General features: G+C 66.7%; 27 protein-coding genes. 17 read left to right on the top strand and 10 right to left on the bottom strand.

Annotated features, from left to right (window positions below; all coding sequences use genetic code 11):
- Window positions 1–106 precede the first annotated feature (106 nt).
- On the top strand, window positions 107–1243 hold the full coding sequence (locus IE122_RS09925) for a M23 family metallopeptidase (RefSeq protein WP_189621015.1): 1137 nt from the start codon (window positions 107–109) through the stop codon (window positions 1241–1243).
- 1 nt (window position 1244) lies between these two features.
- Window positions 1245–1655, top strand: a complete 411-nt coding sequence (locus IE122_RS09920; protein ID WP_189621014.1) for a bactofilin family protein — start codon at window positions 1245–1247, stop codon at window positions 1653–1655.
- A gap of 34 nt (window positions 1656–1689) precedes the next feature.
- On the opposite strand, the gene IE122_RS09915 is transcribed toward IE122_RS09920, so the two are convergent.
- The 4 genes from IE122_RS09915 to IE122_RS09900 are packed head-to-tail and all read right to left on the bottom strand — an operon-like array spanning window position 1690 to window position 5130.
- A complete protein-coding gene (locus IE122_RS09915) occupies window positions 1690–2574 on the bottom strand; it encodes a LysR substrate-binding domain-containing protein (RefSeq protein WP_189621013.1) in 885 nt (294 codons plus the stop codon).
- Window positions 2575–2624: 50 nt separating this feature from the next.
- Window positions 2625–3548 (bottom strand): hemolysin family protein, encoded by a 924-nt coding sequence (locus tag IE122_RS09910; RefSeq protein ID WP_189621012.1) that lies wholly within the window; start codon window positions 3546–3548, stop codon window positions 2625–2627.
- Window positions 3549–3555: 7 nt separating this feature from the next.
- Window positions 3556–4062, bottom strand: coding sequence for an rRNA maturation RNase YbeY (gene ybeY, locus IE122_RS09905; protein ID WP_189621011.1), 507 nt, complete (start codon window positions 4060–4062; stop codon window positions 3556–3558).
- Between the two features lie 45 nt (window positions 4063–4107).
- Window positions 4108–5130, bottom strand: coding sequence for a PhoH family protein (locus IE122_RS09900; protein WP_189621010.1), 1023 nt, complete (start codon window positions 5128–5130; stop codon window positions 4108–4110).
- A gap of 266 nt (window positions 5131–5396) precedes the next feature.
- Here IE122_RS09900 and IE122_RS09895 point away from each other — a divergent pair, with 266 nt between their 5' ends.
- Together IE122_RS09895 and IE122_RS09890 are read left to right on the top strand one after the other, a co-directional pair.
- Entirely contained in the window at window positions 5397–5888 is a 492-nt protein-coding gene (locus tag IE122_RS09895) for an RcnB family protein (RefSeq protein WP_189621009.1), read from the top strand.
- 154 nt (window positions 5889–6042) lie between these two features.
- Window positions 6043–7497: a sialate O-acetylesterase gene (locus IE122_RS09890; RefSeq protein ID WP_189621008.1), complete on the top strand. Its 1455-nt coding sequence runs from the start codon at window positions 6043–6045 to the stop codon at window positions 7495–7497.
- A gap of 74 nt (window positions 7498–7571) precedes the next feature.
- On the opposite strand, the gene miaB is transcribed toward IE122_RS09890, so the two are convergent.
- Window positions 7572–8924, bottom strand: a complete 1353-nt coding sequence (miaB, locus tag IE122_RS09885; RefSeq protein WP_189621125.1) for a tRNA (N6-isopentenyl adenosine(37)-C2)-methylthiotransferase MiaB — start codon at window positions 8922–8924, stop codon at window positions 7572–7574.
- Window positions 8925–9013: 89 nt separating this feature from the next.
- Here miaB and IE122_RS09880 point away from each other — a divergent pair, with 89 nt between their 5' ends.
- From IE122_RS09880 to tatC, 11 genes are all read left to right on the top strand, one after another.
- The gene (locus IE122_RS09880) at window positions 9014–9262 is read left to right on the top strand and encodes a type II toxin-antitoxin system RelE family toxin (RefSeq protein WP_189621007.1); all 249 of its coding nucleotides are present in this window, start codon (window positions 9014–9016) and stop codon (window positions 9260–9262) included.
- Window positions 9263–9274: 12 nt separating this feature from the next.
- Window positions 9275–9616: a helix-turn-helix domain-containing protein gene (locus IE122_RS09875; protein ID WP_189621006.1), complete on the top strand. Its 342-nt coding sequence runs from the start codon at window positions 9275–9277 to the stop codon at window positions 9614–9616.
- A gap of 16 nt (window positions 9617–9632) precedes the next feature.
- Complete coding sequence (locus IE122_RS09870) at window positions 9633–10508, top strand: pirin family protein (RefSeq protein ID WP_189621005.1); 876 nt, start codon at window positions 9633–9635, stop codon at window positions 10506–10508.
- A gap of 46 nt (window positions 10509–10554) precedes the next feature.
- Complete coding sequence (argS, locus tag IE122_RS09865) at window positions 10555–12300, top strand: arginine--tRNA ligase (protein WP_189621004.1); 1746 nt, start codon at window positions 10555–10557, stop codon at window positions 12298–12300.
- A 4-nt stretch (window positions 12301–12304) separates the two neighbouring features.
- A complete protein-coding gene (locus IE122_RS09860) occupies window positions 12305–13342 on the top strand; it encodes an SPOR domain-containing protein (protein WP_189621003.1) in 1038 nt (345 codons plus the stop codon).
- Between the two features lie 89 nt (window positions 13343–13431).
- Window positions 13432–14442 (top strand): beta-N-acetylhexosaminidase, encoded by a 1011-nt coding sequence (nagZ, locus tag IE122_RS09855; RefSeq protein WP_189621002.1) that lies wholly within the window; start codon window positions 13432–13434, stop codon window positions 14440–14442.
- Window positions 14443–14487: 45 nt separating this feature from the next.
- A complete protein-coding gene (locus IE122_RS09850) occupies window positions 14488–15282 on the top strand; it encodes a segregation and condensation protein A (protein WP_189621124.1) in 795 nt (264 codons plus the stop codon).
- Window positions 15279–15917 carry an SMC-Scp complex subunit ScpB gene (gene scpB, locus IE122_RS09845; protein ID WP_189621001.1) on the top strand — a complete coding sequence of 213 codons (639 nt, stop codon included), beginning with the start codon at window positions 15279–15281 and terminating at the stop codon, window positions 15915–15917. The genes IE122_RS09850 and scpB overlap by 4 nt, the downstream gene beginning before the upstream one ends.
- A 143-nt stretch (window positions 15918–16060) precedes the next feature.
- Entirely contained in the window at window positions 16061–16315 is a 255-nt protein-coding gene (locus tag IE122_RS09840; RefSeq protein ID WP_189621000.1) for a twin-arginine translocase TatA/TatE family subunit, read from the top strand.
- Window positions 16316–16383: 68 nt separating this feature from the next.
- Entirely contained in the window at window positions 16384–16785 is a 402-nt protein-coding gene (tatB, locus tag IE122_RS09835) for a Sec-independent protein translocase protein TatB (RefSeq protein WP_189620999.1), read from the top strand.
- A gap of 16 nt (window positions 16786–16801) precedes the next feature.
- Entirely contained in the window at window positions 16802–17599 is a 798-nt protein-coding gene (gene tatC, locus IE122_RS09830) for a twin-arginine translocase subunit TatC (RefSeq protein WP_189620998.1), read from the top strand.
- A 2-nt stretch (window positions 17600–17601) separates the two neighbouring features.
- Here tatC and IE122_RS09825 read toward each other — a convergent pair whose 3' ends face one another.
- A complete protein-coding gene (locus IE122_RS09825) occupies window positions 17602–19293 on the bottom strand; it encodes an amidohydrolase (protein ID WP_229813986.1) in 1692 nt (563 codons plus the stop codon).
- Window positions 19294–19304: 11 nt separating this feature from the next.
- The gene (locus IE122_RS09820) at window positions 19305–20201 is read right to left on the bottom strand and encodes an NAD(P)-dependent oxidoreductase (protein ID WP_189620997.1); all 897 of its coding nucleotides are present in this window, start codon (window positions 20199–20201) and stop codon (window positions 19305–19307) included.
- 112 nt (window positions 20202–20313) lie between these two features.
- On the opposite strand from IE122_RS09820, the gene IE122_RS09815 reads away from it, so the two are divergent.
- Window positions 20314–21567, top strand: a complete 1254-nt coding sequence (locus IE122_RS09815; protein WP_189620996.1) for a threonine ammonia-lyase — start codon at window positions 20314–20316, stop codon at window positions 21565–21567.
- A 232-nt stretch (window positions 21568–21799) separates the two neighbouring features.
- Window positions 21800–22657, top strand: coding sequence for an arginyltransferase (locus tag IE122_RS09810; RefSeq protein ID WP_189620995.1), 858 nt, complete (start codon window positions 21800–21802; stop codon window positions 22655–22657).
- A 7-nt stretch (window positions 22658–22664) separates the two neighbouring features.
- On the opposite strand, the gene IE122_RS18495 is transcribed toward IE122_RS09810, so the two are convergent.
- From IE122_RS18495 to IE122_RS09800, 3 genes are all read right to left on the bottom strand, one after another.
- Complete coding sequence (locus IE122_RS18495; protein ID WP_268249016.1) at window positions 22665–22796, bottom strand: hypothetical protein; 132 nt, start codon at window positions 22794–22796, stop codon at window positions 22665–22667.
- Window positions 22797–22963: 167 nt separating this feature from the next.
- Window positions 22964–24373, bottom strand: coding sequence for a type I glutamate--ammonia ligase (gene glnA / locus IE122_RS09805; protein ID WP_189620994.1), 1410 nt, complete (start codon window positions 24371–24373; stop codon window positions 22964–22966).
- A 192-nt stretch (window positions 24374–24565) separates the two neighbouring features.
- Complete coding sequence (locus IE122_RS09800) at window positions 24566–24904, bottom strand: P-II family nitrogen regulator (RefSeq protein WP_189620993.1); 339 nt, start codon at window positions 24902–24904, stop codon at window positions 24566–24568.
- Window positions 24905–24943 lie beyond the last annotated feature (39 nt).

Below are 24943 nucleotides of genomic sequence, written 5' to 3'. Positions count from 1 at the left end.
GTGTTTTGCCAGATTCGCGCGAGGAGTCGATTCGCCACGCCTCCCCCCTGCTGCTACCGCGCCGCCTCGGGACGGGTACATAAACTCACGGACATACGGGGTCGTTTTGAAGTTACCATCTGCGGGGGCTTTGGTCGCGCGCCTGAAGGCCGCGTTTCCGGACCGCGAGCTCATCATGCGCTCGCAGGGGCAAGTCCGATTCATCCGGATTTCCAGCCGGCTGCAGCTTTCTGCGGTGTGTCTGGTCGCGGGCCTCGGCGTAGTCTGGACCGGGGCGATGGGCACGATGGCCTTCGCCCGGCTCAGCGCCACCAGTGAACAGGCCGCGCTGCTCGATCGCGAGGCCAAGGTGACCACCGCCGAAAGCCGCGTTGCCCAATACCGCGAAGGCATCGATTCGGTAGCCAGCGACCTGGCCCGCCGCCAGCAATTCATCGAACAGATGGTCGAAGCCCACATCGGCGATCTGCCCAAGGACAAGCAGCAGGGCGAAACCGTCTCCGACAGCAGCGGTGAAGCCGCGCAGACGGTCAAGAAGGTCAGCATGGCGCTGCCCGAAGCGGGCAAGCTTGCGCGCATCGAAGCCGATCAGCTTGCCTTCGTCGAACGGCTGACCCGTTATGCCGACCGCCGCTCGCAGATGGCGATGGCCTCGATCCGCCGCCTCGGCCTTAATCCCAACGCGATGATTATGGGCAATGCCCGCGCCGAGGGCGGCCCGTTCCTGCGCCTTGCCACCGGCAGCGACGGTTCGCTCGATTCGCGGTTCCAGCGACTCGGTGCCAGCCTGGCGCGGATGGATGCGCTGGAAAACGGCCTTGAATCGATCCCGCAGGTGAGCCCGGCGCATGTCGCTTATGTCTCGTCCAGCTATGGGTACCGCGCCGATCCGTTCACCGGCGGCGCGGCATTCCACGCCGGGCTCGATTTTCCCGGCCCGATGGGCTCGCCGATCTACGCCGCCGCCAAGGGCCGCGTCAGCTTCGTCGGCCAGAAGCAGGGCTACGGCAACTGCATCGAGATCGATCACGGCAACGGCCTGATGACCCGCTACGCCCACCTTTCGCGCTTCGGTGCCCTCGTCGGCCAGGAAGTCGATGCCGGGACCGCGATCGCGGCGATGGGCAGCACCGGACGTTCGACGGGATCGCACCTGCACTTCGAAGTGCGCATCAACGACCGGCCGGTCAACCCGCGCCCGTTCCTGGAGGCAGCGCGCCGTGTTCAGCAGCAGGTCGGATAAGATGGCCCGGCAATCGGGTGCGCCGCGCGGCGCATCCTCGTTTTCGATGCTCGGCCCGGATACGGCCATCACCGGCGATATCCGCGCCGATGCCGATATTCACGTCGAAGGCCGGATCGAAGGCGATGTCGCCTGCCATGGCCTGGTCCAGGGCGAACGGAGCACGATCATCGGCACTGTGCGCGCCGAGACGGTGCGGCTGGCCGGCACCCTGCGCGGCATCGTGACCGCCCGCGACGTGGTGATCCTCGCCACCGCCCGGATCGAGGGCGACGTGTCCTATGAAACGCTGACCATGGAGCTGGGCGCGCAGCTTGCCGGCACGCTCAAGCCGGGCGGTGCCGAAGCCGCCCCCGCCATAGCATTGACCGCCCGGCCAGAGGCTGAGCTGATCCTGACGGCGGCGGAATAGCGTGGTAGCCCGCCCGGCAGGGCGGGCGCGGGGTCTATAGCCCGGCCTGCATCAGCCACTCGTGGAAAATGCGCACCGGGCGCGATTCCAGCGCCTTGGGCTTGCAGATGAACCAGTAGCTGTAGGGGCTGTCGACATCGATATCGTAGAGCCGGGCCAGCCGGTCGTCGTGCGAGCGGCGCAAGTGGTCGTCGTGCATGATGGCGATGCCGAGGCCCTGCGCGGCCGCTTCCAGCGTGAGCTGGCCCGAATCGAGGCGGTCGACTGCTGCGGGTTCCAGCTTGGGCAGGCCGATCGCTGCCTTCCAAGCCTCAAGGCTTTCGGGCAGGTCACTGTGAACGATGAACGTCTGCTTCGACAGCACCGACTCGTCCGGCGCCTCGCCGATCTCGCGCGCCAGTTCCTTGGAGACGATGGCGTAGACCTTGTTGCGATCGAGCCGGAGTTGATAAAACGAGGGGTCCGGCTCCTTCGAAAGCATGATCGCTGCATCCAGCGTATCGCCCACACGCTCTTCGAAATGGGGGGCGGTATCGACGTCGATGTGCAGGCGCGGGTGCAGCTTGCGCAGTTCGGGCAGGCGCGGAAACATACGCTGGCTGGCGAACAGCGGCGGGGTGCCCAGATGCAGCCGCAGGACCTGGCCACGATCGACTTGCGCCTCTACTGCTTCGGCCAGCTCCTCCAGCTTGGGGGCAATGGCGGTGTAGAACGCCTGGCCCTCGTCGGTCAGCTTCATCGCCTGATGCTGGCGGGTGAACAGCCGCTTGCCGGTGAATTCCTCCAGCGCGGCGACGCGGCGCGACAGCGCCGAGGGCGACAGCGCCAGTTCGTTCGCCGCCGCCTTGGCGGAGCCCAGGCGGACGACGCGGACGAAGGCTTCGAGCGCGCGAAGGGGGGGGAGACGGCGGACTGGCAAGGGTTCGGGACTTCTTTTCTCAAGGTGTTCGGCCGGTGGCCGCGTTCGGCTCAGGCGGACTCTGGCTCGCCCACCCTTAGCGGAGGATGAAGCCGGAGCCGGGTTACATGTCGTTCATTGCCTTCGGTGACTTCGATGCGCCAGCCGCTGCCGTGTTCGAGCAGGGCACCGACTTCGGGGACCTGTCCGGCCAGCACGAAGGCGAGGCCGCCCAGCGTATCGACCGATTCCTCGACTTCGGCGAGGCGCGGATCGATCCGGTCCGCCACATCGTCCAGTTCGGCGCGGGCATCGGCGTCCCATATGCCGTGTTCGCGCGGCACAAGCAATTCCTCGGGGGCGTCGTCGTGCTCGTCCTCGATCTCGCCGACGATCTCCTCGACGAGGTCCTCGATGGTGATGATCCCGTCCGTGCCGGAATATTCGTCGATCACCACCGCCAGGTGAATGCGCTGGGCCCGCATGTCGGCGAGGACATCCAGCGCGCCGCGCGATTGCGGCACATAGAGCGGCTGACGCAACAGGATGGTCCAGTCTTCCGGGGGGGCGGCATGCCCGGCGAGGATCGGGAAGACATCCTTGATGTGGATCATCCCCCGGATCTCGTCGAGCGAATCGCCATAGACCGGCATGCGGCTGTGGCCATGCTCGGCAAAAGCCTCGATCACCGCGTCCCAACTGGCGGCAGCGGGCACGGCGATGATCTGCTTGCGCGGCACCGCCACGTCATCGGCATCGTGTTCGCTGAAGTGCAGGAGGTTGCGCAGCATCTGGCGTTCCAGCGGCGACAGGTCGCCGCCCGAAGCGCCGCCGGCCTCGCCGTCGCCCTCGTGCTCGTTGATGACGTCCTCAAGCTGAGAACGGAGCGTCTGGTCGCCTTCGGCGTGGAACAGCCGGCGCACGATGCGCCACAGCGAGCCGCTACTGTCCCCTTCTCCCGAGCCGGGCTCGGTGCTGCGGCCATTTTCGGCCATCGAACGTCTATTCCCCTGAAGCCTGATTGCGGTCCCCATATGGGTCGGCAATGCCACAAATCGCAAGAGCCTTTGTTTCGAGGGCTTCCATTGCCTCGGCCTCCGCTTCGCCGGTCTCATGATCGTATCCAGCAAGGTGCAGCAGCCCGTGGACGATCAGGTGCGCGGCATGGTGTTCGATCGACACGCCTTTTTCCGCCGCCTCGCGCGCGCAGGTCTCGAAGGCGAGGGCGATATCGCCGAGCATCTCGGGCGGGCCTCGATCGCTGAGATCAAGCAGATCATCGCGTTCCAGCATGGGAAAGGACAGCACATTGGTCGGCTTGTCCTTGCCGCGCCACTCGCGGTTGAGGGTGTGGACCTCAGCGTCCGACGTGAACAGCAGGCTGGCGATCAACCGCTCCTGGCCCAGTTCCGGCGCGACTTGCGCCAGCGCTTCCAGTGCACGTCCGGCAAGGTCAGCCCAGTCGGTCGCGGCGGGCCACGGCGCTTCGATGTCGATTTCGAGGTCCATGGTGGTGCTGCTATCCTGGGACGGACTTGTCGACGGCGGGCCGCGTCAGGCCTCGGGGCCCTCGTAAGCCTCGACGATCCTGCCGACGATCGGGTGGCGCACCACATCGGCGGCGGTGAACCGCGCGACGGCGATGTTCTCGACCCCTTCGAGCCGACCGACAGCATCGGCCAGCCCGCTCATCTTGTCGCCCCCCGGAATATCAACCTGGCGCGGGTCCCCGCAGACCACCATCCGGCTGTTCTGGCCGAAGCGGGTGAGGAACATCTTCATCTGTTCGCGCGTGGTGTTCTGCGCTTCGTCGAGGATGACGAAGGCATCGGCCAGCGTGCGACCGCGCATGAAGGCGATCGGCGCAACCTCGATCTCGCCGCTTTCCAGCCGACGCTCGACCTGTTCGGGCGGCATGCAATCGTACAGCGCGTCATAAAGCGGGCGCAGATAGGGATCGACCTTGTCCTTCATGTCGCCGGGCAGGAAGCCCAGCTTTTCGCCGGCCTCCACCGCCGGGCGCGACAGGATCAGGCGCTGGACCGAGCCGGTCATCAACTGGCTGACCGCCTGCGCCACGGCGATATAGGTCTTGCCGGTGCCCGCCGGGCCGAGCGCGAAGATCAGATCGTTCTTGGCCAGCGCGCGCATATATTCGATCTGCGCGGCGGAACGCGGCACGATCGTTTTCTTGCGGGTGCGGATCATGATCGGCGGGGCGCCGCCATCGCCGGCGATGATGCCTTCCAGCGTGGGTTCGGCCGACATCGAAATCAGCGATTCGATCGCGCCGGAATCAAGGTCCTGCCCGCGTTCCAGCCGCTGGTACATGCCTTTCAGGGTATCCCGCGCACGGGCCACGGCATCCTCCGGGCCTTCGATCTGGATGCGGTTGCCGCGCGCCGCGATATAGACGCCGAGCCGGTTTTCCACCTGCACCAGATTGCTGTCGAACTGCCCGAACACCGCGCCCAGAAGCGTGGGTTCCTCGAACTCCACCTCGATACGTGCCCGACGAAGCTTGTCGGGACGAAACTGTGCCGGATCATGATCGGCACGGGCAGCTTTTCGGGCCATGCGCTCCTTTCAGGCGAAACTGGGCTTCGCGCTTCTCCATAGATGGAACGGTGCAGCGCAGCATGCAAGGCCAACGCACCTCACGGGCGAGCAGGCGGGGGATAACCACGGAACATGTTGCAGACCCTGCGCATTTGTCGCCGGGTAACGACACTTATGACCCGAAACTGTCAGCCCGGTTCCCGGCTGGTTCAGCGGATGAGGGTCAGAAGGTCTCTATCGACGGCCCGCCCCATCCCGGTGGGCGATGAATGGAGGAAAGACCCATGCGCAAGATCATCACGGCCGCCCTCGCGGCAAGCTTCCTTGTCCCGGTCGCGATGGCGCCGGAAATCGCTTCGGCCCAGAGCGCCCGCGAAGTGCGCCAGTCGCAGCGCGACCTGCGCGAAGAACAGCGCGATCTGCGGCAGGCCCAGCGCCACGGCAGCCGCCAGGATGTCCGCGAGGAACGCCGCGACGTGCGCCAGGCCCGTCAGGAAGTGCGCGAAGACTGGCGCGATTATCGCAAGGCGCACCGCGATACCTATCGCCGTCCCGCCTATGTCGGCCCGCGTGGATATAGCTACCGTCCGGTTGCGGTAGGCCACCGGTTCAGCTCGGCCTATTACGGCAACCGCTATTGGGTGAGCGACTATAGCCGCTACCGCCTGCCCGCCCCGGTCCGTAATCATCGCTGGATCCGTTACGGCAATGACGTGGTGCTGGTGAACGTCCACACCGGCCGGGTCGCGCAGGTTTACAGCGGCTTCTTCTGGTAATTGAACCGCATTCGACGGGTGCCGGGGCAAAAGCTCTCCGGCACCCATCGTTTTGCTGGAAGTTGTCCGGCGGGCCGATATATGTCCGGTCCGCCGGATTGCTTCTACCCATACCGGGTCAGGCATGGTGCCGGACGCGGTGTGGGGATTTCGGATGCGATTGGTCGGTTGGCGCAAGTCCGCCAGTGGTTTGCGCGTGGGGGCGATGCTGGCAGTGGCAGGGGCATTGTGCCTTTCCGGATGCGGCGGATCGGATGGCGGGTCCACTCCCACTCCCACACCCAGCCCTACACCCACCCCCACGGAAACTCCTACACCGGGACCGTCTGACCTCGGCTCCGGCACCGATGTCCAGGCGGTCGGCGCCGATTGGCTGGCGACGTTCACCGATCCCGACGGCACGCGCTACCGGGCGCGCCAATTGGGCGGGACCAGCGGCTGGCTGGCCGAAAGTTCCGGCCCGGTCGAGGCGATCCTTGGCTATGGGCAATCGAACGCCACCGGCGCAGGGCTTTCCGAACCGGACAAGCTTGGCGTGATGTTTCCCCGCACGGTGGTGATGCTGACCAGCGGTCCCGAGTGGCAGCTCGCCACCCCGCGGCCCGCTGCCGCTGATTCGTTCGTGTCGCTGGCTTCGATACCGACCAGCGGCACATTGCCGGGGGCGCTGGACAGTTTCGCCGCCGAACGGGCGGCGCGCGACGCGGGCCGGTCGCCGGCGGGCATCTACCAGTTCACCGTATCCGCTGCGGGCCAGTCCATCCTGTCGTTCATGCCGGGGCGGTCGACGTATCAGGTGCTGATGGAAAACGTCAGGCAGGCCAAAGCGGCGGCGCAGCGGTACGGGCGCGGCTTCGAAGTGCGCGCGCTGATCTGGACCCAGGGCGAGAACAGCACTGCGGGCTATGCCGACGATCTGCGCAAACTGATCGATGCGGTGCAGGGTGCCATCATGGCCATCACCGGGCAGACCCGCCCGCCCGAATTCATGATCCGGCAGACCGCCGGGGCCACCGCGAAAGGGCCGGCGACCGAGGCGGCGCAGGCGCAATGGACCGTGGCGCGCGAAAGGCTGGGCCACGGGGTCACCCTGATCGGGCCACTCTATCAGGGCGCGATGTCGGACCAGCATCATTACACCACCGAATCGCGGATGATGTTCGCCGATCTGGCGGCGCTGGCGATGGAATCCGTGCGGCGCGGCGAGGTCTATCAGCCGGTCTGGCCGTTGTCGGTAACGCGCGTGGGCCGGATCATCGACGTGCGCTTCAACGTGCGCGGTTCCGGCCTGCAGTTCGATCGCGACCGGGTGCCTGCCACCGAAAGCGAAGGTTTCCGGTTTGAGGATGCAACCGGCGTGATAGCCATCGCTTCGGTCGCCATCCTGGGCACGGATACGGTGCGCGTCACGCTCGATCAGGATCCGGCGGCCGGTGGCGGGACGCTGTCCTACGCGATGGTCGATCAGCCACTGTCCAGCTTCTCGGGAACGCGCGGCACCCTCTATTCGCAGGAAGACGGCGTCAACACCGTGTTCGGCCGGCTTGGCTACGCGGTGCCGGTCCACCCGCGCCACTACGCCATCCGCTTCGAGATGCCGACTGACTGAGGGGGGCGGCCCACCCCGTCCGGCCCGGTCGTGAACGGGAGGGCGTGCATGAGCATCAGCCGGGGGGTATGTACTCAGGTCCCTGAACGCACGCTCGCGCTGATCGAATTGGGCCCGGCCGCGTCCAATGTCACCGCCACCAGATCGCCAACCGCCACGTCGGCGGTAAAGTGGACTGATTGCAGCCAGGGCGATTTGCCCAGCCACTGGCCTTCGTGCTTGCCCTTGCGCTCGACGAGGACTGAGCAGGCGCGGCCTACGCTGGCTTCGTTGAACGCCATCTGGTGGCGGTTCAGCGCGGTCTGCAGGCGCTGCAGCCGTTCATCCATCACTTCGGCCGCGATCTGGCCTGACATCTCGGCGGCGGGGGTGCCGGGGCGCGGGGAATACTTGAAGCTGAAGCACTGGGCATAGCCGACGCGATCGACCAGCCGCAGGGTGTCCTCGAACTCGGCGTCGGTCTCGCCGGGGAAGCCGACGATGAAATCGCCCGAAAGCGCGATATCCGGGCGGACTGCGCGCACTTTGTCGAGGATGGCGAGATAGCTGTCGACACTGTGGCTGCGGTTCATCGCCCGCAGCACCCGGTCATTCCCGGCCTGCACCGGAAGATGCAGGAACGGCATCAGCTTTTCGACATCGCCATGGGCAGCGATCAGCCCGTCGGTCATGTCGTTGGGGTGGCTGGTGGTATAGCGGATGCGCGCCAGATCAGGGATTTCCGCCAGTTCGCGGATCAGCCCGTCCAGCCCGATCCGCCGGCCCTTGGCGTTATCGCCGGTCCAGGCGTTGACGTTCTGGCCGAGCAGCGTGATCTCGCGCGCGCCGGCGTCGACCAGCTTCTTCGCTTCATCGACCAGCGCCGCGTGCGGGCGCGAAACCTCGGCACCGCGCGTGTAGGGGACGACGCAATAGGTGCAGAACTTGTCGCAGCCTTCCTGCACGGTGAGGAAGGCGGTCGGCCCCACCTTGCGCCGTGCCGGCAGCGCGTCGAACTTGGGGATCGCCGGCATGTCGGTATCGGTCACCCGGCGGCCGGCGCTGGCATCGCGAATCATCTGCGGCAGGCGATGATAGGCCTGTGGCCCCACCACCATCCTGACCGCCGGCGCGCGTGCCATGATCTCCTCGCCCTCGGCCTGGGCGACACATCCGGCCACCGCGATCAGCGGACTGGAGCCATCGGCGCGATCCCAGTCCTTCACGATTCGGCCGATGTCGGAATAGACCTTTTCCGCCGCCTTTTCGCGGATGTGGCAAGTGTTGAGCACCACCAGATCGGCTTGCTGCCCCTCGGGCGCAGGGGTGATGCCTTCGCCGGCCAGCAACTCGGCCATCCGCTCGCCGTCATAGACGTTCATCTGGCAGCCGAAGCTCTTGACCCGGTAGGTCTTTGGGGACGCGGTGGATTGCATGGCGCGCCCGATACACGGGTTCGCTCGCGTTTTGAAGGGCATCGACAGCCCAAATGTAGTGCTTGACTACAATGTAGCGAGAGGCTACATAACGCGCAGCCATGATGCCCGTCACGTACAGCCGGTCCGCGATCAAGGTGCTGCGTCGCATGCCCCGCAACACGGCCCAACGGATCATCGCCAAAGTAGACGCTTACGCCGCTGATCCCGCCGCGCAGGCGAACAATGTCACGGCATTGCAGGGGCGCAGCGCTATTCGGTTGCGGGTGGGTGACTGGCGGATCATCATGGAAGACGGCATGGTCCTTGCCGTCCTCGCTATTGGTCCGCGCGGCGGCATTTATGAGTGACAGGAGACGGCCATGGGTGAGATGATTGCGATCCCGGTCGAGGAATATCGCGACCTGCGGCGCGCGGCTGAGGAGCTGGCCGATCTGCGCACGTTCGATCAGGCGAAGGCCGCGATGGCGCGCGGCGAGGATGAACAGGTTCCTGCCGAAATCGCACGCCGCCTGATCGCGGGCGAAACTCCGCTGCGCGTATGGCGAGACTTTCGCGGGCTGACCCAGCAGCGGCTGTCTGTGGCGTCCGGCGTCAATCGGGTCCAGATCGCCAATATCGAATCGGGCACGGCCCGCGGATCTGTGGGCACTTTGGTCAAGCTGGCGGATGCGCTTGGGATCGCCGTGGACGATCTGGTTTGAACGGGAGCACTATGCCATGATCGAACGGATTATCGACAAGCGGGCCCATGATCTCGGCGGCGGCTTCGTCGTCGGCCGGGTGCTGCCCTTCCATGCCCGGCGCATGGTCGGTCCTTACGTGTTCTTCGATCACATGGGCCCGGTGGACCTGCCGGCCGGCATTCCGCGCGATCTGGATGTCCGGCCGCACCCGCACATCGGCCTGTCCACCGTCACGTATCTCTATGACGGGGCGTTGACCCATCGCGACAGCCTGGGTTTTCATCAGGAAATCCTCCCCGGCGAGGTCAACTGGATGACGGCGGGCAGCGGCATCACCCATTCCGAGCGGCTGGAATACGCCCGCAGCCACGGCGCGACCATGCACGGCATCCAGGCCTGGGTGGCGCTGCCGGAAGAGGATGAGGAGTGCGACCCGGGCTTCTGGCACCACGCCGGGGCGGATTTGCCCGAATGGCACGAGAAGGGCCTGCGCGGCCGGCTGATCGCCGGTTCGGCCGAAGGCATGACGGCGGCGGTGCGGGTCAATTCCCCGCAGTTCTACATGCACTGGGAGATGGATGCCGGCGCGGCGCGGGCATTGCCGGCCGAATATGCGGAGCGGGCGATCTATGTCGCGCGCGGCGCGGCGCATATCGCCGGGCAGCGCGTGGTGGCGGGGCAGATGGCGGTGCTTGAACCGGGCAAGGACGTTCCGGTCGTTGCCGAAGAGCCTTCGACGCTGATGGCGCTCGGCGGCGAGCCGATCGGCCCGCGCTATCTGTTCTGGAATTTCGTCTCGTCCTCGAAGGAGCGGCTGGAACAGGCGGCCGAGGACTGGCGGGCGCAACGCATGAAACTGCCGGTGGCCGACGATGCCGAATTCATCCCGCTGCCAGAGCGCACCACCTAGCGCGCCTGTTTCCCTTTCGCCCCGCATCGGCTATCCGCGCGCGGCTATGACTGAGAACCAGACCCTTTACGCCGCCTTTGCAGGCCATCTGAACGCTGCGCTCGATGCGCTGGAAACCGCCGGCACGCTGCCGGGCGGGCCCAAGCGAAGCGCGGTGACAGTGGAGCCACCGCGCGATCCCGCGCATGGCGATCTGGCGACCAATGCGGCGATGGTGCTGGCCAAGCCCGCCGGCCTGAAACCGCGCGATCTGGCCGAGGCGCTGGTGGCGGAACTGGACAAGCTGGAGGCGGTGACCTCCGCCGAAATCGCCGGGCCGGGCTTCATCAACTTGCGGTTGTCCCCGGCAACCTGGCTGGCCGAACTGGCCGCGATCGGCGCGGCAGGCGGCGATTACGGCCGGTCGGGCGTCGGTGCGGGGCAGACCGTCAACGTCGAATATGTCTCCGCCAACCCGACCGGACCGATGCACATGGGCCATTGCCGCGGCGCGGTGGTGGGCGATGCGCTGGCCTCGCTGCTCGAACATGTCGGGTACGCGGTGATCCGCGAATACTATGTCAACGATGCCGGTGCGCAGGTGCAGGTGCTCGCCCGCTCGGCGCACCTGCGTTATCGCGAGGCGCTGGGCGAGGACATCGGCGACATTCCGGCCGGTCTCTATCCCGGCGAATATCTGATCCCCGTCGGCCAGGCGCTGGCCGCCGAATTCGCAGACCGCTTCAAGGATGCCAGGGAAGACGAATGGCTCGCCCTGTTCCGCGAGAAAGCGGTGGCGGCGATGATGGCGATGATTCGCGAAGATCTCGCTACGCTCGGCATTGTCTTCGACAAGTTCAGTTCCGAAGCCGAACTCCAGGCCAGCGGCAAGCCCGACGAGGCCGAAGCGTGGCTGCGCGCCAAGGGCCTGGTCTATGACGGCGTGCTCGAAGCGCCCAAGGGCAAGGCTCCCGAAGACTGGGAGCCGGTGGAACTGCCGCTGTTCCGGTCCACCGCCTTCGGGGACGATCAGGACCGCCCGATAAAAAAGTCCGACGGCACATGGACCTATTTCGGCGCCGATCTCGCCTATCACTTCCAGAAGGCGCAGAGCGCCGACGCCCTCGTCGACATCTGGGGCGCGGACCATGCCGGCACGGTCAAGCGGATCAAGGCGGCGGTCGCGGCGATGACCGGCGCGGACGGGGAGCCGACCCCGTTCGAGGTCAAGCTGGTGCAGATGGTCCAGTTGATGAAGGGTGGCCAGCCGTTCAAGATGAGCAAGCGCGCGGGCAACTTCGTGACGCTGGCGGACGTGGTGGAGATGGTCGGCAAGGACGTGGTGCGTTTCACCATGCTGACCCGCAAGCCCGATGCCCAGATGGACTTCGATTTCGACAAGGTGGTCGAAGCGTCGAAGGACAATCCGGTGTTCTATGTGCAGTATGCGCATGCGCGGGTGCGTTCGACCTTGCGCAAAGGCACCGTCGAGGGATTTGCCCCTGCCGCCGATCATCTGGACCTGTTGGGTGCGGAAGAGCTGGAGCTGGTCAAGCTCGCCGCGCAGTTCCCGCGTCTGGTCGAAGCCGCCGCTGCCGCCCGCGAACCCCATCGCGTCGCTTTCTTCCTTGGCGATCTGGCGGCGGCGTTCCATGGTTACTGGAACCTTGGCAATGACCGCATCGAAAAGCGGTTTATTAACGCGGATCATGGTAACCTTACCGGTGCCAGGCTTTTCCTGGCGGCCCAGATCGGGCAGGTTATCTGCAACGGCCTCGCCCTGCTGGGGGTTGAGGCGGTAGAGGAAATGTGACGGCATGACCAATTCGGGTTTCGGCGGATCGCATCCGGGGCAGGGCGGCCAGCAAGACGGCCAGAATGGCTTCGGCCAGAACGACTTCGGGCAGAATGGCTATGGGCAGAGCCTGCCGGATCAGAGCGGCAACTGGCAGTCGCAGGAATTTTCCGCACCCGATCCGTCCTTTGCGGGCGATCCGGCTCCGCTGAACCCCGATAACGGCGGCAACTGGCAGGATCCGAACGCGCCCGCGCCGTGGCAGGACGAACCGCAGGGCGTTTCGGCCGAGCCATGGCAGCCGCAGGAAGAGGAAGAGCCGTTTTTCGAGCCGGCGGTTGCCGCCGCCGTGCCGTTTGCCGATGACACCGACGCCGGCTTCGAGGAACCCGCGCAACTGGCGCTGGGTGAGGATGACGGTCGGCTGCCCTGGCTGGAAGGCGACGACACCGACGACGAACCGGCCACCGGCATGAGCCAGGGCTTGCTGCTGGCGGTGCTGGGCGCGGTGGCGCTGGCACTGATCGGCGGAGCGATCTTCTGGATCGCGCGCGACAAGCCCGATGAAAACCTCGTCGCCGATGGCGGCATCATCACCGCGCCTGACGGGCCCTACAAGACCCGCCCCGACAAGCCGGGCGGCGAAATCGTGGCCGGAACCGGCGATACCAGCTTCGCGGTGGCCGAAGGCAAGACCCGCCCGGCGCAGATCGGCGGCGGCAATGCCGCTGGTGCCGATGCCCCGGCAGAGGGTGGCGGCAAGCCCGGCTTCTCCACGGCGCAAGACAAGGCGGCTGATGCTGCTGGCGCAGCGCCCGCCAAGGGCCCCGGCGTGCAGGTGGGTGCCTATAGCTCGCGCGAGGCGGCGGAAAAGGGCTGGGCCACGCTTCAGCAGCGCTATGCCGCCGTGCTTTCGGGCGTGCAGCACCGGGTGGTGCAGGGCCAGGCCGATATCGGCACGGTCTATCGCCTGCAGGCGGTGCCCGGCGACATGGCGAGCGCGCGGGCGCTGTCGGGCAAGCTGGAAGCGGCGGGCCTGGAATCCTCGATCAAGCCGTGATGCCTGCCCGATACGGCGCTGTGCCCCTATCCACATGAGATGGGGCCGCGCCGCTTGCGGCCTCGCCCCGGCTCTGCGAATTTCGGCCCATGCTTCCGGCGATCTTCGGCCTTTCGGGTCTGACCCTCAGCGCGGACGAGCGCGCGTTCTTTCGCGATGCCGATCCCGCCGGCTACATCCTGTTCGGCCGCAACGTCGAAAGCCGCGCCCAGTTGCGCGCGCTGACGGACGCGCTGCGCGCGATCCACGGGCGGGACCGGCTGTTCATCTGCATCGATCAGGAAGGCGGCCGCGTCGCCCGCATGAAGCCGCCGGTGTGGCCCGCCTATCCGCCGGGTGAAGTGTTTGACCGGCTTTACGACGTGGCCCCGGCCTCTGCGATCGAGGCGGCACGCGCCAATGCCGAGGCGCTCGGCCTCGATCTGGCGGAAGCGGGCATCACCGTCGATTGCCATCCCACCATCGATGTGCGCCAACCCGGCGCGCACGATGTGATCGGTGATCGTGCGCTGGGATCGGAACCGCTGCGCGTCGCCGCGCTGGGCCGCGCCACGCTCGACGGGCTGGCGCGCGCGGGGGTGGCCGGGTGCATCAAGCACATGCCGGGGCACGGCCGCGCGATGGCCGATAGCCACAAGGAGCTGCCCACAGTAACTGCAAGCGGGGACGAGCTGGAGGGTGATCTTGCGCCGTTCCGCGCGCTCGCGGGCAGCCCGGTGGGGATGACCGCCCACGTCCGCTACACCGCCTGGGACGCCGAAAATCCCGGTACACTGTCGCCTTTCGTGATCGGCGAAGTCATCCGCCGACGCATCGGGTTCGATGGCCTGTTGCTGAGCGATGATCTCGACATGGAGGCCCTGAGCGGATCGGTCCCCGAGCGGGCCGAGCGCGCCATCGCGGCGGGCTGCGATCTGGCGCTCAACTGCTGGGCGAAAATGACGGACATGACCGGCATCGCCGCGCGCCTGCCGCAACTGGGCGATGCCGGCATGGCGCGGCTGGAACGCGCGCTCACCGCCGCGCCGGGCGGATCGGATGGCGATCATGCCGCGCTGCTGACCCGGCGCGATGCGCTGCTGGCGGCGGCGCACGCCTGAACGATGGCGGCCGATCCCCATCCCGATGGTGCGATCGCCCCGGAAATGGACAGCGATGCGGCCTGGGCAACGCCCCTGTTCGCGGAAGGCGGGGCGGCGCGCGGAGACGCGGCGCTCTATCTGGAAATCGACGGCTGGGAAGGCCCGCTCGACCTGCTGCTGGATCTGGCGCGGCGGCAGAAGGTGGATTTGCGGCGCATCTCGATCCTCGAACTGGTCGATCAGTACCTGACCTATATCGAACAGGCCGAGGCGCTGCGGCTGGAACTGGCGGCGGACTATCTGGTGATGGCGGCCTGGCTGGCCTACCTCAAGTCCGCCCTGCTGCTCCCGCGCGAGGAGCAGGAGGACCCCAGCCCCGAGGAACTGGCGCTGCGCCTGCACTTGCGTCTGCAGCGGCTGGGGGCGATGCGCGAGGCTGCGGCACGGCTGATGGGGCGGGACCGGCTGGGCCGCGACGTTTTCTTGCGCGGCGCGCCGGAAGGGCTGCGGATCGATCGCAAGGCGCTGTGGCAGTGCCAGTGGTTCGATCTGGTGCGCGCTTACGGCGATGTCAAAGTGCGCGGCGAGCCGGTGGTGCACATGGTGCGCGAACGCATGGTGATGACGCTGGACAGCGCGATCACCCGCGTGTCCTCGATGCTGGGCGTGGCGCTCGACTGGATGGAACTGCGCGATTTCCTGCCGCCTGCCCGCGAAAGCTGGACCAACCCGCAACTGCGCCGCTCGGCGCTGGCGTCCAGTTTCGTCGCCGCGCTGGAACTGGCGCGCACCGGCAAGGCCGAACTGGCGCAGGACGAGACGTTCGGTCCGCTGCGGCTGCGCGCGGTGGCCCGATGACGGGGGATGGGGCGAGCGAGGATGCGCTCCTCCGTGCGGTGGAGGCCACCCTGTTCGCGGCCGAACAGCCGATGGCGGCGCAGGCGCTCGCCCTCCATCTGGGAATGCCGCAATCGCCCGGGGCGGTGCGCACGGCGCTGGACGCGCTGCGGGCGCATTACGCCGGGCGCGGCATCGAACTGGTCGAGCGCGGGGGCCTGTGGCATTTCCAGACCGCGCCCGATCTGGCGCACCTGTTGCGCCGCGAGAAGGAAGAGCCGCGTCGCCTCTCGCGCGCGGCGACCGAGGTGCTGGCGATCGTCGCCTATCACGAACCCGTCAGCCGTGCCGAGATCGAGGCGATCCGGGGGGTGCAGACCGCCAAGGGCACGCTCGACGTGCTGATGGAAGCGGGCTGGGTGCGCGTCAGCGGCCGCCGCGAAGTGCCCGGCCGGCCGGTGATCTATGCGACGACGCCCGAATTCCTCGCCCACTTCGGGCTCGCTTCGCTGAAAGAACTGCCGGGCGTCGACGAGCTGCGCGCCGCCGGGCTGCTGGACCCGGTCGATGACGACATGATAGAACAGACGCTGGGCCGCGACTCGCCCCCGCCGTCGGGCGCGGAGCCCGATGACGCGGCGGACGATACGGACTGAATCGCCTCCGGCCATTGTCGGCGCGCGGTCGGGAAAATGTCATGAAGCTGGCAAGTTCATCAAATTGTCCCTAAGTGGCCCTAGCGGCAGGGACCAATCGGCGCAGGCGGGCATGGGGCCCGGTGCCTTCGGAGTTGAGAGTTATGGGTGGCCTTTCCATCTGGCACTGGCTGATCGTGCTGTTCGTCGTCCTGATCCTGTTCGGACGTGGCCGCGTTTCCGAGATCATGGGTGACTTCGGCAAGGGCATCAAAAGCTTCAAGGACGGCATGAACGAGGAAGCGGCAGCCAAGCCTTCCACGCCGCCGCCGGCCCAGATCACCGCCCAGAGCGCCGGGCACCCGGTCGATCCGCAGCCCGCGCCGGCGCAGCCGGAAACGCGCACAGAACAGCCCTGAAACCGCCGGTCGCGATCCGCGCGGTGCGCCGCGCCGGATACGCCCGCAGCACATAAAGACCGGCCCGGATGTTCGATATCGGTGCTTCCGAACTGCTGATGATCGTCATCGTGGCGGTCGTCGTTATCGGCCCCAAGGATATGCCGCGCGCGCTGCGCACGGCCGGCCGGTGGATCGGCAAGATGCGCAAGGTTTCCAACCACTTCCGTGCCGGGATCGATGCCATGGTGCGCGAAGCGGAGCTGGAGGAGCTGGAGCGCAAGTGGCGCGAGCAGAACGAGGCGATCCTGAAGGCCCACCCCCAGACGCCCACCCTCGCCGAGGTTGAGTCAGCCCCTGTGCAGTTCGGCCAGATCGCCCATCACGAAACGGAGATGGAGCCGATCGCACCGCCGGTGGCTGCCCCGGATGCGCCCCCGGCCGACGAACCGGTGGCGGCTCCGTCAACCACCGCGCTGCCGCCTCCCTGATCGGACCCCTTCGCCCATGGCTTTCCGGATTTCCGATATAGACGAAACGCAGGCACCGCTGCTCGAACATCTGGTCGAGCTGCGCACGCGGCTGCTGCGGGCATTCCTCGCCTTTGCGCTGGCGTTCGGTGTCTGCTTCTATTTCGTTCGCACTATCATCGCTTTCCTCGTCCGTCCGCTGGTGGAGGCGGGCGAGACGCGGCTGATCTACACCAAGCTGTATGAAGCGTTCTTCGTCGAGGTGAAAGTGGCGCTGTTCGCGGCGACCTTCATCAGTTTCCCGGTGATCGCCAACCAGCTCTGGGCTTTCGTTGCGCCCGGCCTCTATGCCAAGGAAAAGAAGGCGTTCCTGCCGTTCCTGCTGGCAACCCCGGTACTGTTCACGGCGGGAGGCGCGCTTGCCTATCTGGTGGTGATGCCCACCGCGTTCCACTTTTTCCTGGGCTTTCAGGGCGAGACCGGCGGGCTCCAGCTCGAAGCGCTTCCCGCGACCGGGGACTATCTGGCGCTGGTGATGCAGTTCATTCTGGCCTTCGGCATCAGCTTCCTGCTGCCGGTGCTGCTGATGCTGCTGAACCGCGCCGGGATCGTCAGCCGCGAACAGGCGGTATCCTCGCGCCGCTACGTGATCGTCGGAATCTTCATCGTCGCGGCGGTGGCGACCCCGCCCGACGTCATCTCGCAGCTTCTGCTGGCGGTGCCGCTGCTGCTGCTGTTCGAAGGCACGCTGATCCTGATGTGGTTCACCGAGCGCCGCGACCGGCGAGCCCAGGCCGAGCAGGAAGCCGCACCGCAAGTGGCGGCAACCGAATAGCGTCAGCGCGGCGGGGCAGTAGCACCGTCTTTTGACGCCGGTGTGGCCGGCGCGGCAGACCAGGCCAGCTTGCCGCCGATCCAGGTTTCCAGCACCCGGATGCCCGCAAGCTGATCCGCCGGGGCGAGCAGCGGATCGCGATCCACGAACAGGAAATCGGCGCGGTAGCCCTTGGCGAGGCGGCCTAGCCGGTCCTCGGCGAACAGCGCCCGCGCGCCCGCTGCGCTCGGCGCGGTCAACGCGGCTTCGCGGCTCAACGCCTGCTCCGGGCGCGTGGTGGTGAGCGCAAAGGTTGCGAACGGAGCGGACGGCAGCGGCGGGCTGCCGGACCCGAATGCGGGCAACGCTACCCGCTCGGTCACGCTGCGCCAGGCCTGCACGGTACCCCGCCGCTCCGCTCCAAGCTGACGCTGGTACCGGGCGGACGCCTCGGGTGAAAGGCGCGGCTGCATCGAAACCACGATCCCGCTGCCGGCCAGCCGCTCCACATCGCCTGCGCTGAGCACTTCGGCCCCTTCCAGCCGCCAGCGCCGGTCACCCTTGTAGGTCTGCGCCAGGTCGGTCACGGTATCCAGCAGGGTGGCGACCGCTTCGTCGCCTTGCGCGGTGACCGCAACCTGGAAATTGTCGATTGCCGCCCGGCTCATCAGGTTGCCCAACTGGGTACCGTTCATCCGGGGCAGGCCCTTCGATCCGGGCGCATCGGCATAAGGCGCGGCCAGCCACGCCCCCGCCACCGCCACCGCGCCGTCGAGCATGATGTGAAGGCCGTTCATCTTCAGCCGGTCGTCATAGAGCCACGGCGAGGGGCCGGGCCCACCGATCAGGGTCATGTCGTTCACGCTGGCGGCATAGGCAACCAGTCGCAGGCGCAGATCGCCCCGGTCGGCCGCACGCCGCCAGGATTGCCAGTCCTCGATCGTGGTGCCCATGTCGGCCACGGTCGTCGTCCCGGCGCGCAGGAAGGCGAGCTGGGCTTCGGCGAAGGCAGTGTCGCGGTCTTCGGGGCGAGGATGCGGGGCCTTGGCTTCGACAATGGCGGCGGCCGTGCCGACCAGCAGGCCGCTGGCCCGTCGCGAACCGGCGATCCGCTCGATCCGCCCGCCTGCCGGGTCGGCCGTGCCGTCGCCGATCCCGGCGGCGGTCAGCGCGGCGCTGCTGGCCCAGCCGGCGTCGCCGCCGCTGCGCACCAGCCACGCCGGACGGCTGCCGGTCGCGGCGTCGAGCGCGGCGGCGGTGGGGGTACCATCGGCCCACCCGGAATCGTCCCAGCCCTGGCCCAGCACCCAGGGTGCGTCGGGATGGGCCGCGCTCCAGGCGGTGATCCGCGATAGCGCTTCGGCCAGCGAGCCGGCGGCGGAAAGGTCGAGCGTGATCCTGGCGAAGCCGGTGTCCATCACCCGCGCGTGCGAATCGATGAAGCCCGGAACCACCACCCTGCCACCGCCGTCGAGCCGGTAGGCGACCCGCGCCGGGCGGCTCTCGCCCTTGTGATAGACAGCGATGATCCGCCCGTCGGTGTCGATCAGCATCGCCTCGAAGCGGTCGATCCCGCCGTTGCCGTCAGGCGTCTCTCCGACGATGTTGTCGATCAGGGTGCCGACCGGGGCGGGCTCGGGCGGGCGTTTCTTCGCCACCGCAGGCGGGGCCAAAGCCACGGCCAGCGCGGCCAGCATCAGGGGATAACGGGCCATGGGAACAGCGCTCAGCGCAGGCCCCGGCGGGGCAGGCGCTTGATGATCGCGCTGGTATCGAGCCGGCCGCCGCCGATCGCCTGGATTTCGGCAAAGAACTGGTCGATCAGCGCCGCCACCGGCAGCGACAGGCCGAGCCCCCGGCCTTCATCCAGGCTGAGGCCAAGGTCCTTGCGCATCCAGTCGATCGCGAAGCCGAAATCGAACTCGTCCTCGTCCATCGATTTCCAGCGGTTGTCCATCTGCCACGATTGCGCCGCGCCGCCCGATATCGCCTCATAGACCTTGTCCATATCGAGATGGCTGGCCTGCGCGAAGCGCACCGCCTCGGCCAGCGCGGCGACATTGCCGGCGATGCAGATCTGGCAGGCCATCTTGGTGATCTGCCCCGATCCCGCCTTGCCGACGTGGACGATCCGCGCCGAATAGGCCTCCATCACCGGGCGCGCCGCCTCGATCGCGTCTTTGCGGCCGCCGCACATCACGGTGAGCGTGCCGCGTTGCGCGCCGATCTGCGATCCGGTCATCGGCGCATCGACGCAGTGAACCTGAAGATCGCGCGCCTCGACCGAGATCTGCCGGGCGATGCGCGCCGAAACGGTGGTGTGATCGATGAAGGTGGCCCCGCGCCGGATCGAGCGGAACACCCCGTTCGGACCCAGCACGACATCGGCGAGGTCATCGTCGTTACCGACGCAGGTAATCACCACGTCCGCCCCCTCGGCGGCTTCGGCGGGGTTCGTGGCGACGCGGGCCGTGAGGTCGGGGTTGGCCTGCAGCCACTTGTCGCGCCGTAGCGGCGTGCGGTTGTAGATTGTCAGTTCGTGACCGGCCCGGGCGATGTGGCGGGCTATTTCGCCGCCCATCACGCCAAGGCCCAGGAAGGAAACTTTGCGCGGTTCGCTCATGGCCACTCTGTTCTAGCGGTTTGGCGACGAATGCAAGCCGCAAACCGGAACGCGCGATGCGTGGCAGCGATGCGCTTTCTTTTTTGACCAGTTTGGGCTAGTCGGCGCGGCGATGGAAAAGCCTGTTGCCAACGCCGAAGCCGGGGCCCTCGACGCCCTCCTGTCCGCCGATGACGTGCGCGCCGCCGCGCAGCGCATTGCCGGCCGCATCGTGCGCACGCCAACGCTTCATTCCAAGACGCTGAGCGCGATTACCGGCGCGGAAATCTGGTGCAAGTTCGAGAACCTGCAATTCACCGCCGCCTACAAGGAGCGTGGGGCGCTGAACGCGCTGCTGCAGCTTTCCGATGCCAGCCGGGCACGCGGTGTCATCGCCGCATCGGCGGGCAACCATGCGCAGGGACTGAGCTATCACGGCACCCAGCTCCAGGTGCCCGTCACCATCGTCATGCCCAAGACCACGCCGCTGGTGAAGGTCATGCAGACCGAAAGCGTGGGCGGCAAGGTCGTGCTCGAAGGCGAGAGCTTCGACGAGGCCTATGCCCATGCCCGCAAGCTGGAAGGCGAACTGGGGCTGACCTTCGTGCACCCGTTCGATCACCCGCATGTCGCTGCCGGGCAGGGCACCGTGGCGCTGGAAATGCTGGAGGACGTCCCCGAACTCGACATGCTGGTGGTGCCGGTGGGCGGCGGCGGGCTGGCGGCGGGGATGGGCACGATCGCCCGCGCGATGAAGCCGGATATCGGTCTAGTCGGCGTGGAAGCGCAGCTCTATCCTTCGATGTACAACCTCATCAAGGGCACCAACCTGCCGATCGGCGGCGATACCCTGGCCGAAGGCATCGCCGTGTTCTCGCCGGGCTTGTTCACCTCGCAAGTGCTGCGCCGTCTGCTCGACGATTTCCTGTTGGTGCGCGAAGCCGATATCGAAGGATCGGTGGCGTTGCTGCTGCAGATCGAAAAGACGCTGGTCGAAGGTGCAGGGGCCACCGGCCTGGCAGCGGTGCTGACCAACCCCGATCTGTTCAAGGGCCGCAAGGTGGGCCTGGTGCTGTCCGGCGGCAACATGGACATGCGGCTGCTCGCCAATGTGCTGCTGCGCGACCTGGCGCGTTCCGGGCGGCTGGCGCGGCTCAAGATCGGCCTTCAGGACCGCGCCGGCGCGCTGTTCCGCGTCGCCAAGGTGTTCCACCAGTACAACGTCAATATCATCGAGGTCTTCCACCAGCGCATCTTCACGCACCTGCCGGCCAAGGGCCTGGTGACCGAGATCGAGTGCGAGGCCCGCGATCGCGAACAGCTCGAAGCGCTGATCGCTGCCCTGAGGCGCGAAGGCTACGAGGTCAGCCGGGTCGAAGCCGAGTAGATCCGGCTCTCACTACGCGCTTTTCCCTAGGCAGCGCAGAACAAGCTAAGACACTGAAAACAGGGCGACCCGTTGCGGGACAATCGCGTCGAAAAGCGACGCGATGGCGTGCCGTGCCAGCGGTTGGCGTCGAATTCGTGGTTAAAAGACTTTCAACGTCCCCGGCGCGCAGGCATAGTCGCTGACAAGAGGACCTCAAGCCTCGGTTAACGGTAAGGAAGAGACGCCTCTCGTGACGGCCCCGGTTCGCTTTCCCAGGTTTTTCGTGACCAGCCCGGCACCGTGTCCCTATCTGCCGGGGCGCAGCGAGCGCAAGGTGTTCACCGAGTTGAAGGGCCCGCACGCGGACACCCTGAACGATGCTCTGGGCCGCATCGGCTTTCGCCGCAGCCAGACCGTCGCCTACCGCCCTTCGTGCCTCGATTGCAGCGCCTGCGTTTCGGTCCGCGTCGTCGCCGATGCCTTCATGCCGTCGGACAGCCAGAAACGGGCTATCAAGCGCAACGCCGGGCTGGTGGTTACCGTCTGTCGTCCCTGGTCGACCAGCGAACAGTTCGATCTGTTGCGCCGCTACCTCTCCGTCCGGCACCCCGAAGGCGGGATGACGGCGATGGACGAGGTCGATTATGCCGACATGGTCGAGCATACCCCGGTCACCAGCTATCTGGTCGAATATCGAGAGCCATCGGCCGACGGCGTCACCCCGGGCCGGCTGGTCGGGGCCTGCCTCACCGATCGCCAGTGCGATGGCCTGTCGATGATCTACAGCTTCTACGATCCGCATCTTCCGGATCGTCAGGGGCTCGGCAACTATATCATCCTCGACCATATCCAGCGGGCGCAGGAACTGGGACTGGCCTATGTCTACCTCGGCTACTGGGTCGAAGGTTCTGCCCCCATGCAGTACAAGGTGCGCTACCGGCCGATGGAAAAGCTCGGCCGCAACGGCTGGGAGCGGCTTTCGGCCGAAGATCAGGACCGCCTGATCGCCGCCGCCGCCCGCAACCCGCGCCAGCGCACCAAGGATGGTACTCTGGCCGGAGACGGCCCCGGCAAGGACGGGATGGCCCCGATCCACAGCGCCCGCTGACGGGCGGCTATCGTCTGGGAAAAGGCCGCGCTGTCGCGTCGATGATCGCGCCGAAGGCGGCGTTCACGGTGGCGCGATCGACCAGATCGACCTTGAACGGCAGCGGGCTCTCCTCGAACGCCTCGGCCAGTTCTGCCATCAGCGATAGCGGCAACGCGGCCGGGCCGCGCAGAGTCGGCGCGCTCGCCAGCCGTCGGGGACAACGGCAAGCCCCGGCAGCTTGCCGTTGTCCCTCCAAAGCGAAAGGGCGCCCGGATTGCTCCGGACGCCCCACTCGGCGACTGTGTCGCCCGCTGACCCGATGGATCAGAGGCTGTAGTACATGTCGAACTCGCACGCGGCCGGCGTGGTTTCCCAGCGCAGCACTTCGGGCCACTTGAGTTCGAGATAGGCTTCGATCTGGTCTTCGGTGAACACGCCGCCTTCGAGCAGGAAGGCGTGGTCGGCCGACAGCGCGTCCAGCGCTTCGCGCAGCGAACCGCAGACGGTCGGCACTTCGGCGAGTTCGGCCGGCGGCAGATCGTAGAGGTTCTTGTCCATGGCTTCGCCCGGATGGATCTTGTTCTTGATGCCATCGAGGCCCGCCATCAGCAGCGAGGCGTAGCACAGGTACGGGTTGGCCATCGCGTCGGGGAAACGGAATTCCACGCGCTTGGCCTTGGTGCCCGAACCATAGGGGATGCGGCACGAGGCCGAGCGGTTACGGGCCGAATAGGCCAGCAGCACCGGCGCTTCATAGCCCGGCACCAGACGCTTGTAGCTGTTGGTGGTCGGATTGGTGAAGGCGTTGAGCGCCTTGGCGTGCTTGATGACGCCGCCGATGAAGTACAGGCAGGTGTCCGACAGGCCGGCATAGCCGTTGCCGGCGAAGGTGTTCTCGCCGCCGTTCCAGATCGAGATATGCGTGTGCATGCCCGATCCGTTGTCCTTCATGATCGGCTTGGGCATGAACGTCGCCGACTTGCCCCACGAGTTGGCGACCATCTGGACGACATACTTGTAGACCTGCATGCGGTCGGCGGTGGTGACCAGCTTGCCGAAGGTCAGGCCCAGTTCGTGCTGCGCCGCGGCCACTTCGTGGTGGTGCTTGTCACAGGGCAGGCCCATTTCGAGCATGGTCGAGACCATCTCGGCGCGGATGTCGACGCAGTGATCGACCGGCGCGACCGGGAAGTAGCCGCCCTTGGCGCGCGGACGGTGGCCGAGGTTGCCGGTGTCGTAGGACTTGTCGGAGTTGCCCGGCAGTTCGATGTCGTCGATCTTGAAGCCGTTGCCTTCGTAGCCGTCATAGAACTTCACGTCGTCGAACATGAAGAATTCGGCTTCGGGGCCGACATAGACGGTGTCGCCGAAACCGGCCGACTTCACGAACGCTTCGGCGCGCTTGGCGGTCGAACGCGGGTCGCGGGCGTAGAGTTCGCCGGTCGACGGCTCGACGATGTCGCAGCACACGATCAGCATCGGCGTGGCCGAGAACGGGTCGGTGTAGATCGCTTCAAGGTCGGGCTTAAGGATCATGTCCGATTCGTTGATGGCCTTCCAGCCTTCGATCGACGAACCGTCGAACATCAGGCCGTCTTCCAGCTCGTCCTCACCGAGGACGCCGGCGCACATCGTCAGGTGCTGCCACTTGCCCTTCGGGTCGGTGAAGCGCAGGTCAACCCACTCGATTTCCTCGTCCTTGATCCTTTTGAGGACGTCCTTTGCACTAGCCATTAGCATGGTTCTCCAGAGTTGACCCTTCACGAACGAAGGTGACTAGGGGTGGAAGACTTGCGGGACGGATCCGGCCCCCCGTGCCGGCGGTCCCTGACTTCCCGGCCCGGCGCAAGCAACGTCCGGCAGGAAAGCAACCGTTAGGCGATGCCGCCCGGCATGGTCGCACCATGCCGTGTGGCATCGGAAAAATCACAAGGCGTCGTTGTCGCGCTCTCCGGTGCGGATGCGCACGGCGGTTTCCACCGGGACGACGAAAATTTTGCCGTCGCCGATGCGGCCGGTCTGCGCGGCCTCCGCGATGGCTTCGACGACGCGATCGGCGAGGCTATCGGGCACGACGACTTCGAGTTTCACCTTGGGCAGGAAGTCCACGACGTATTCGGCACCGCGATAGAGTTCGGTGTGGCCCTTCTGGCGACCAAAGCCCTTCGCTTCGGTGACCGTGATCCCGGATACGCCCACTTCGTGCAGCGCTTCCTTCACCTCGTCGAGCTTGAACGGCTTGATGATGGCTTCGATCTTCTTCACGCCTGATTAGACCCCTGACCTTGTCCTGACTGGTTCCGG

The organism is Novosphingobium colocasiae, assembly GCF_014652555.1.
Lineage (GTDB): Bacteria > Pseudomonadota > Alphaproteobacteria > Sphingomonadales > Sphingomonadaceae > Novosphingobium > Novosphingobium colocasiae.
This window is presented reverse-complemented; position numbering and strand designations above follow the sequence as displayed.

Excerpts from the sequence above, each read along its gene's own strand:
- IE122_RS09920 (WP_189621014.1), top strand. The coding sequence starts at position 1,245 with ATGGCCCGGCAATCGGGTGCGCCGCGCGGCGCATCCTCGTTTTCGATG.
- IE122_RS09910 (WP_189621012.1), bottom strand. The coding sequence starts at position 3,548 with ATGGCCGAAAATGGCCGCAGCACCGAGCCCGGCTCGGGAGAAGGGGAC.
- ybeY (WP_189621011.1), bottom strand. The coding sequence starts at position 4,062 with ATGGACCTCGAAATCGACATCGAAGCGCCGTGGCCCGCCGCGACCGAC.
- IE122_RS09900 (WP_189621010.1), bottom strand. The coding sequence starts at position 5,130 with ATGGCCCGAAAAGCTGCCCGTGCCGATCATGATCCGGCACAGTTTCGT.
- IE122_RS09895 (WP_189621009.1), top strand. The coding sequence starts at position 5,397 with ATGCGCAAGATCATCACGGCCGCCCTCGCGGCAAGCTTCCTTGTCCCG.
- IE122_RS09890 (WP_189621008.1), top strand. The coding sequence starts at position 6,043 with ATGCGATTGGTCGGTTGGCGCAAGTCCGCCAGTGGTTTGCGCGTGGGG.
- IE122_RS09880 (WP_189621007.1), top strand. The coding sequence starts at position 9,014 with ATGATGCCCGTCACGTACAGCCGGTCCGCGATCAAGGTGCTGCGTCGC.
- IE122_RS09875 (WP_189621006.1), top strand. The coding sequence starts at position 9,275 with ATGGGTGAGATGATTGCGATCCCGGTCGAGGAATATCGCGACCTGCGG.
- IE122_RS09870 (WP_189621005.1), top strand. The coding sequence starts at position 9,633 with ATGATCGAACGGATTATCGACAAGCGGGCCCATGATCTCGGCGGCGGC.
- argS (WP_189621004.1), top strand. The coding sequence starts at position 10,555 with ATGACTGAGAACCAGACCCTTTACGCCGCCTTTGCAGGCCATCTGAAC.
- IE122_RS09860 (WP_189621003.1), top strand. The coding sequence starts at position 12,305 with ATGACCAATTCGGGTTTCGGCGGATCGCATCCGGGGCAGGGCGGCCAG.
- nagZ (WP_189621002.1), top strand. The coding sequence starts at position 13,432 with ATGCTTCCGGCGATCTTCGGCCTTTCGGGTCTGACCCTCAGCGCGGAC.
- IE122_RS09850 (WP_189621124.1), top strand. The coding sequence starts at position 14,488 with ATGGACAGCGATGCGGCCTGGGCAACGCCCCTGTTCGCGGAAGGCGGG.
- scpB (WP_189621001.1), top strand. The coding sequence starts at position 15,279 with ATGACGGGGGATGGGGCGAGCGAGGATGCGCTCCTCCGTGCGGTGGAG.
- IE122_RS09840 (WP_189621000.1), top strand. The coding sequence starts at position 16,061 with ATGGGTGGCCTTTCCATCTGGCACTGGCTGATCGTGCTGTTCGTCGTC.
- tatB (WP_189620999.1), top strand. The coding sequence starts at position 16,384 with ATGTTCGATATCGGTGCTTCCGAACTGCTGATGATCGTCATCGTGGCG.
- tatC (WP_189620998.1), top strand. The coding sequence starts at position 16,802 with ATGGCTTTCCGGATTTCCGATATAGACGAAACGCAGGCACCGCTGCTC.
- IE122_RS09825 (WP_229813986.1), bottom strand. The coding sequence starts at position 19,293 with ATGGCCCGTTATCCCCTGATGCTGGCCGCGCTGGCCGTGGCTTTGGCC.
- IE122_RS09820 (WP_189620997.1), bottom strand. The coding sequence starts at position 20,201 with ATGAGCGAACCGCGCAAAGTTTCCTTCCTGGGCCTTGGCGTGATGGGC.
- IE122_RS09815 (WP_189620996.1), top strand. The coding sequence starts at position 20,314 with ATGGAAAAGCCTGTTGCCAACGCCGAAGCCGGGGCCCTCGACGCCCTC.
- IE122_RS18495 (WP_268249016.1), bottom strand. The coding sequence starts at position 22,796 with ATGGCAGAACTGGCCGAGGCGTTCGAGGAGAGCCCGCTGCCGTTCAAG.
- glnA (WP_189620994.1), bottom strand. The coding sequence starts at position 24,373 with ATGGCTAGTGCAAAGGACGTCCTCAAAAGGATCAAGGACGAGGAAATC.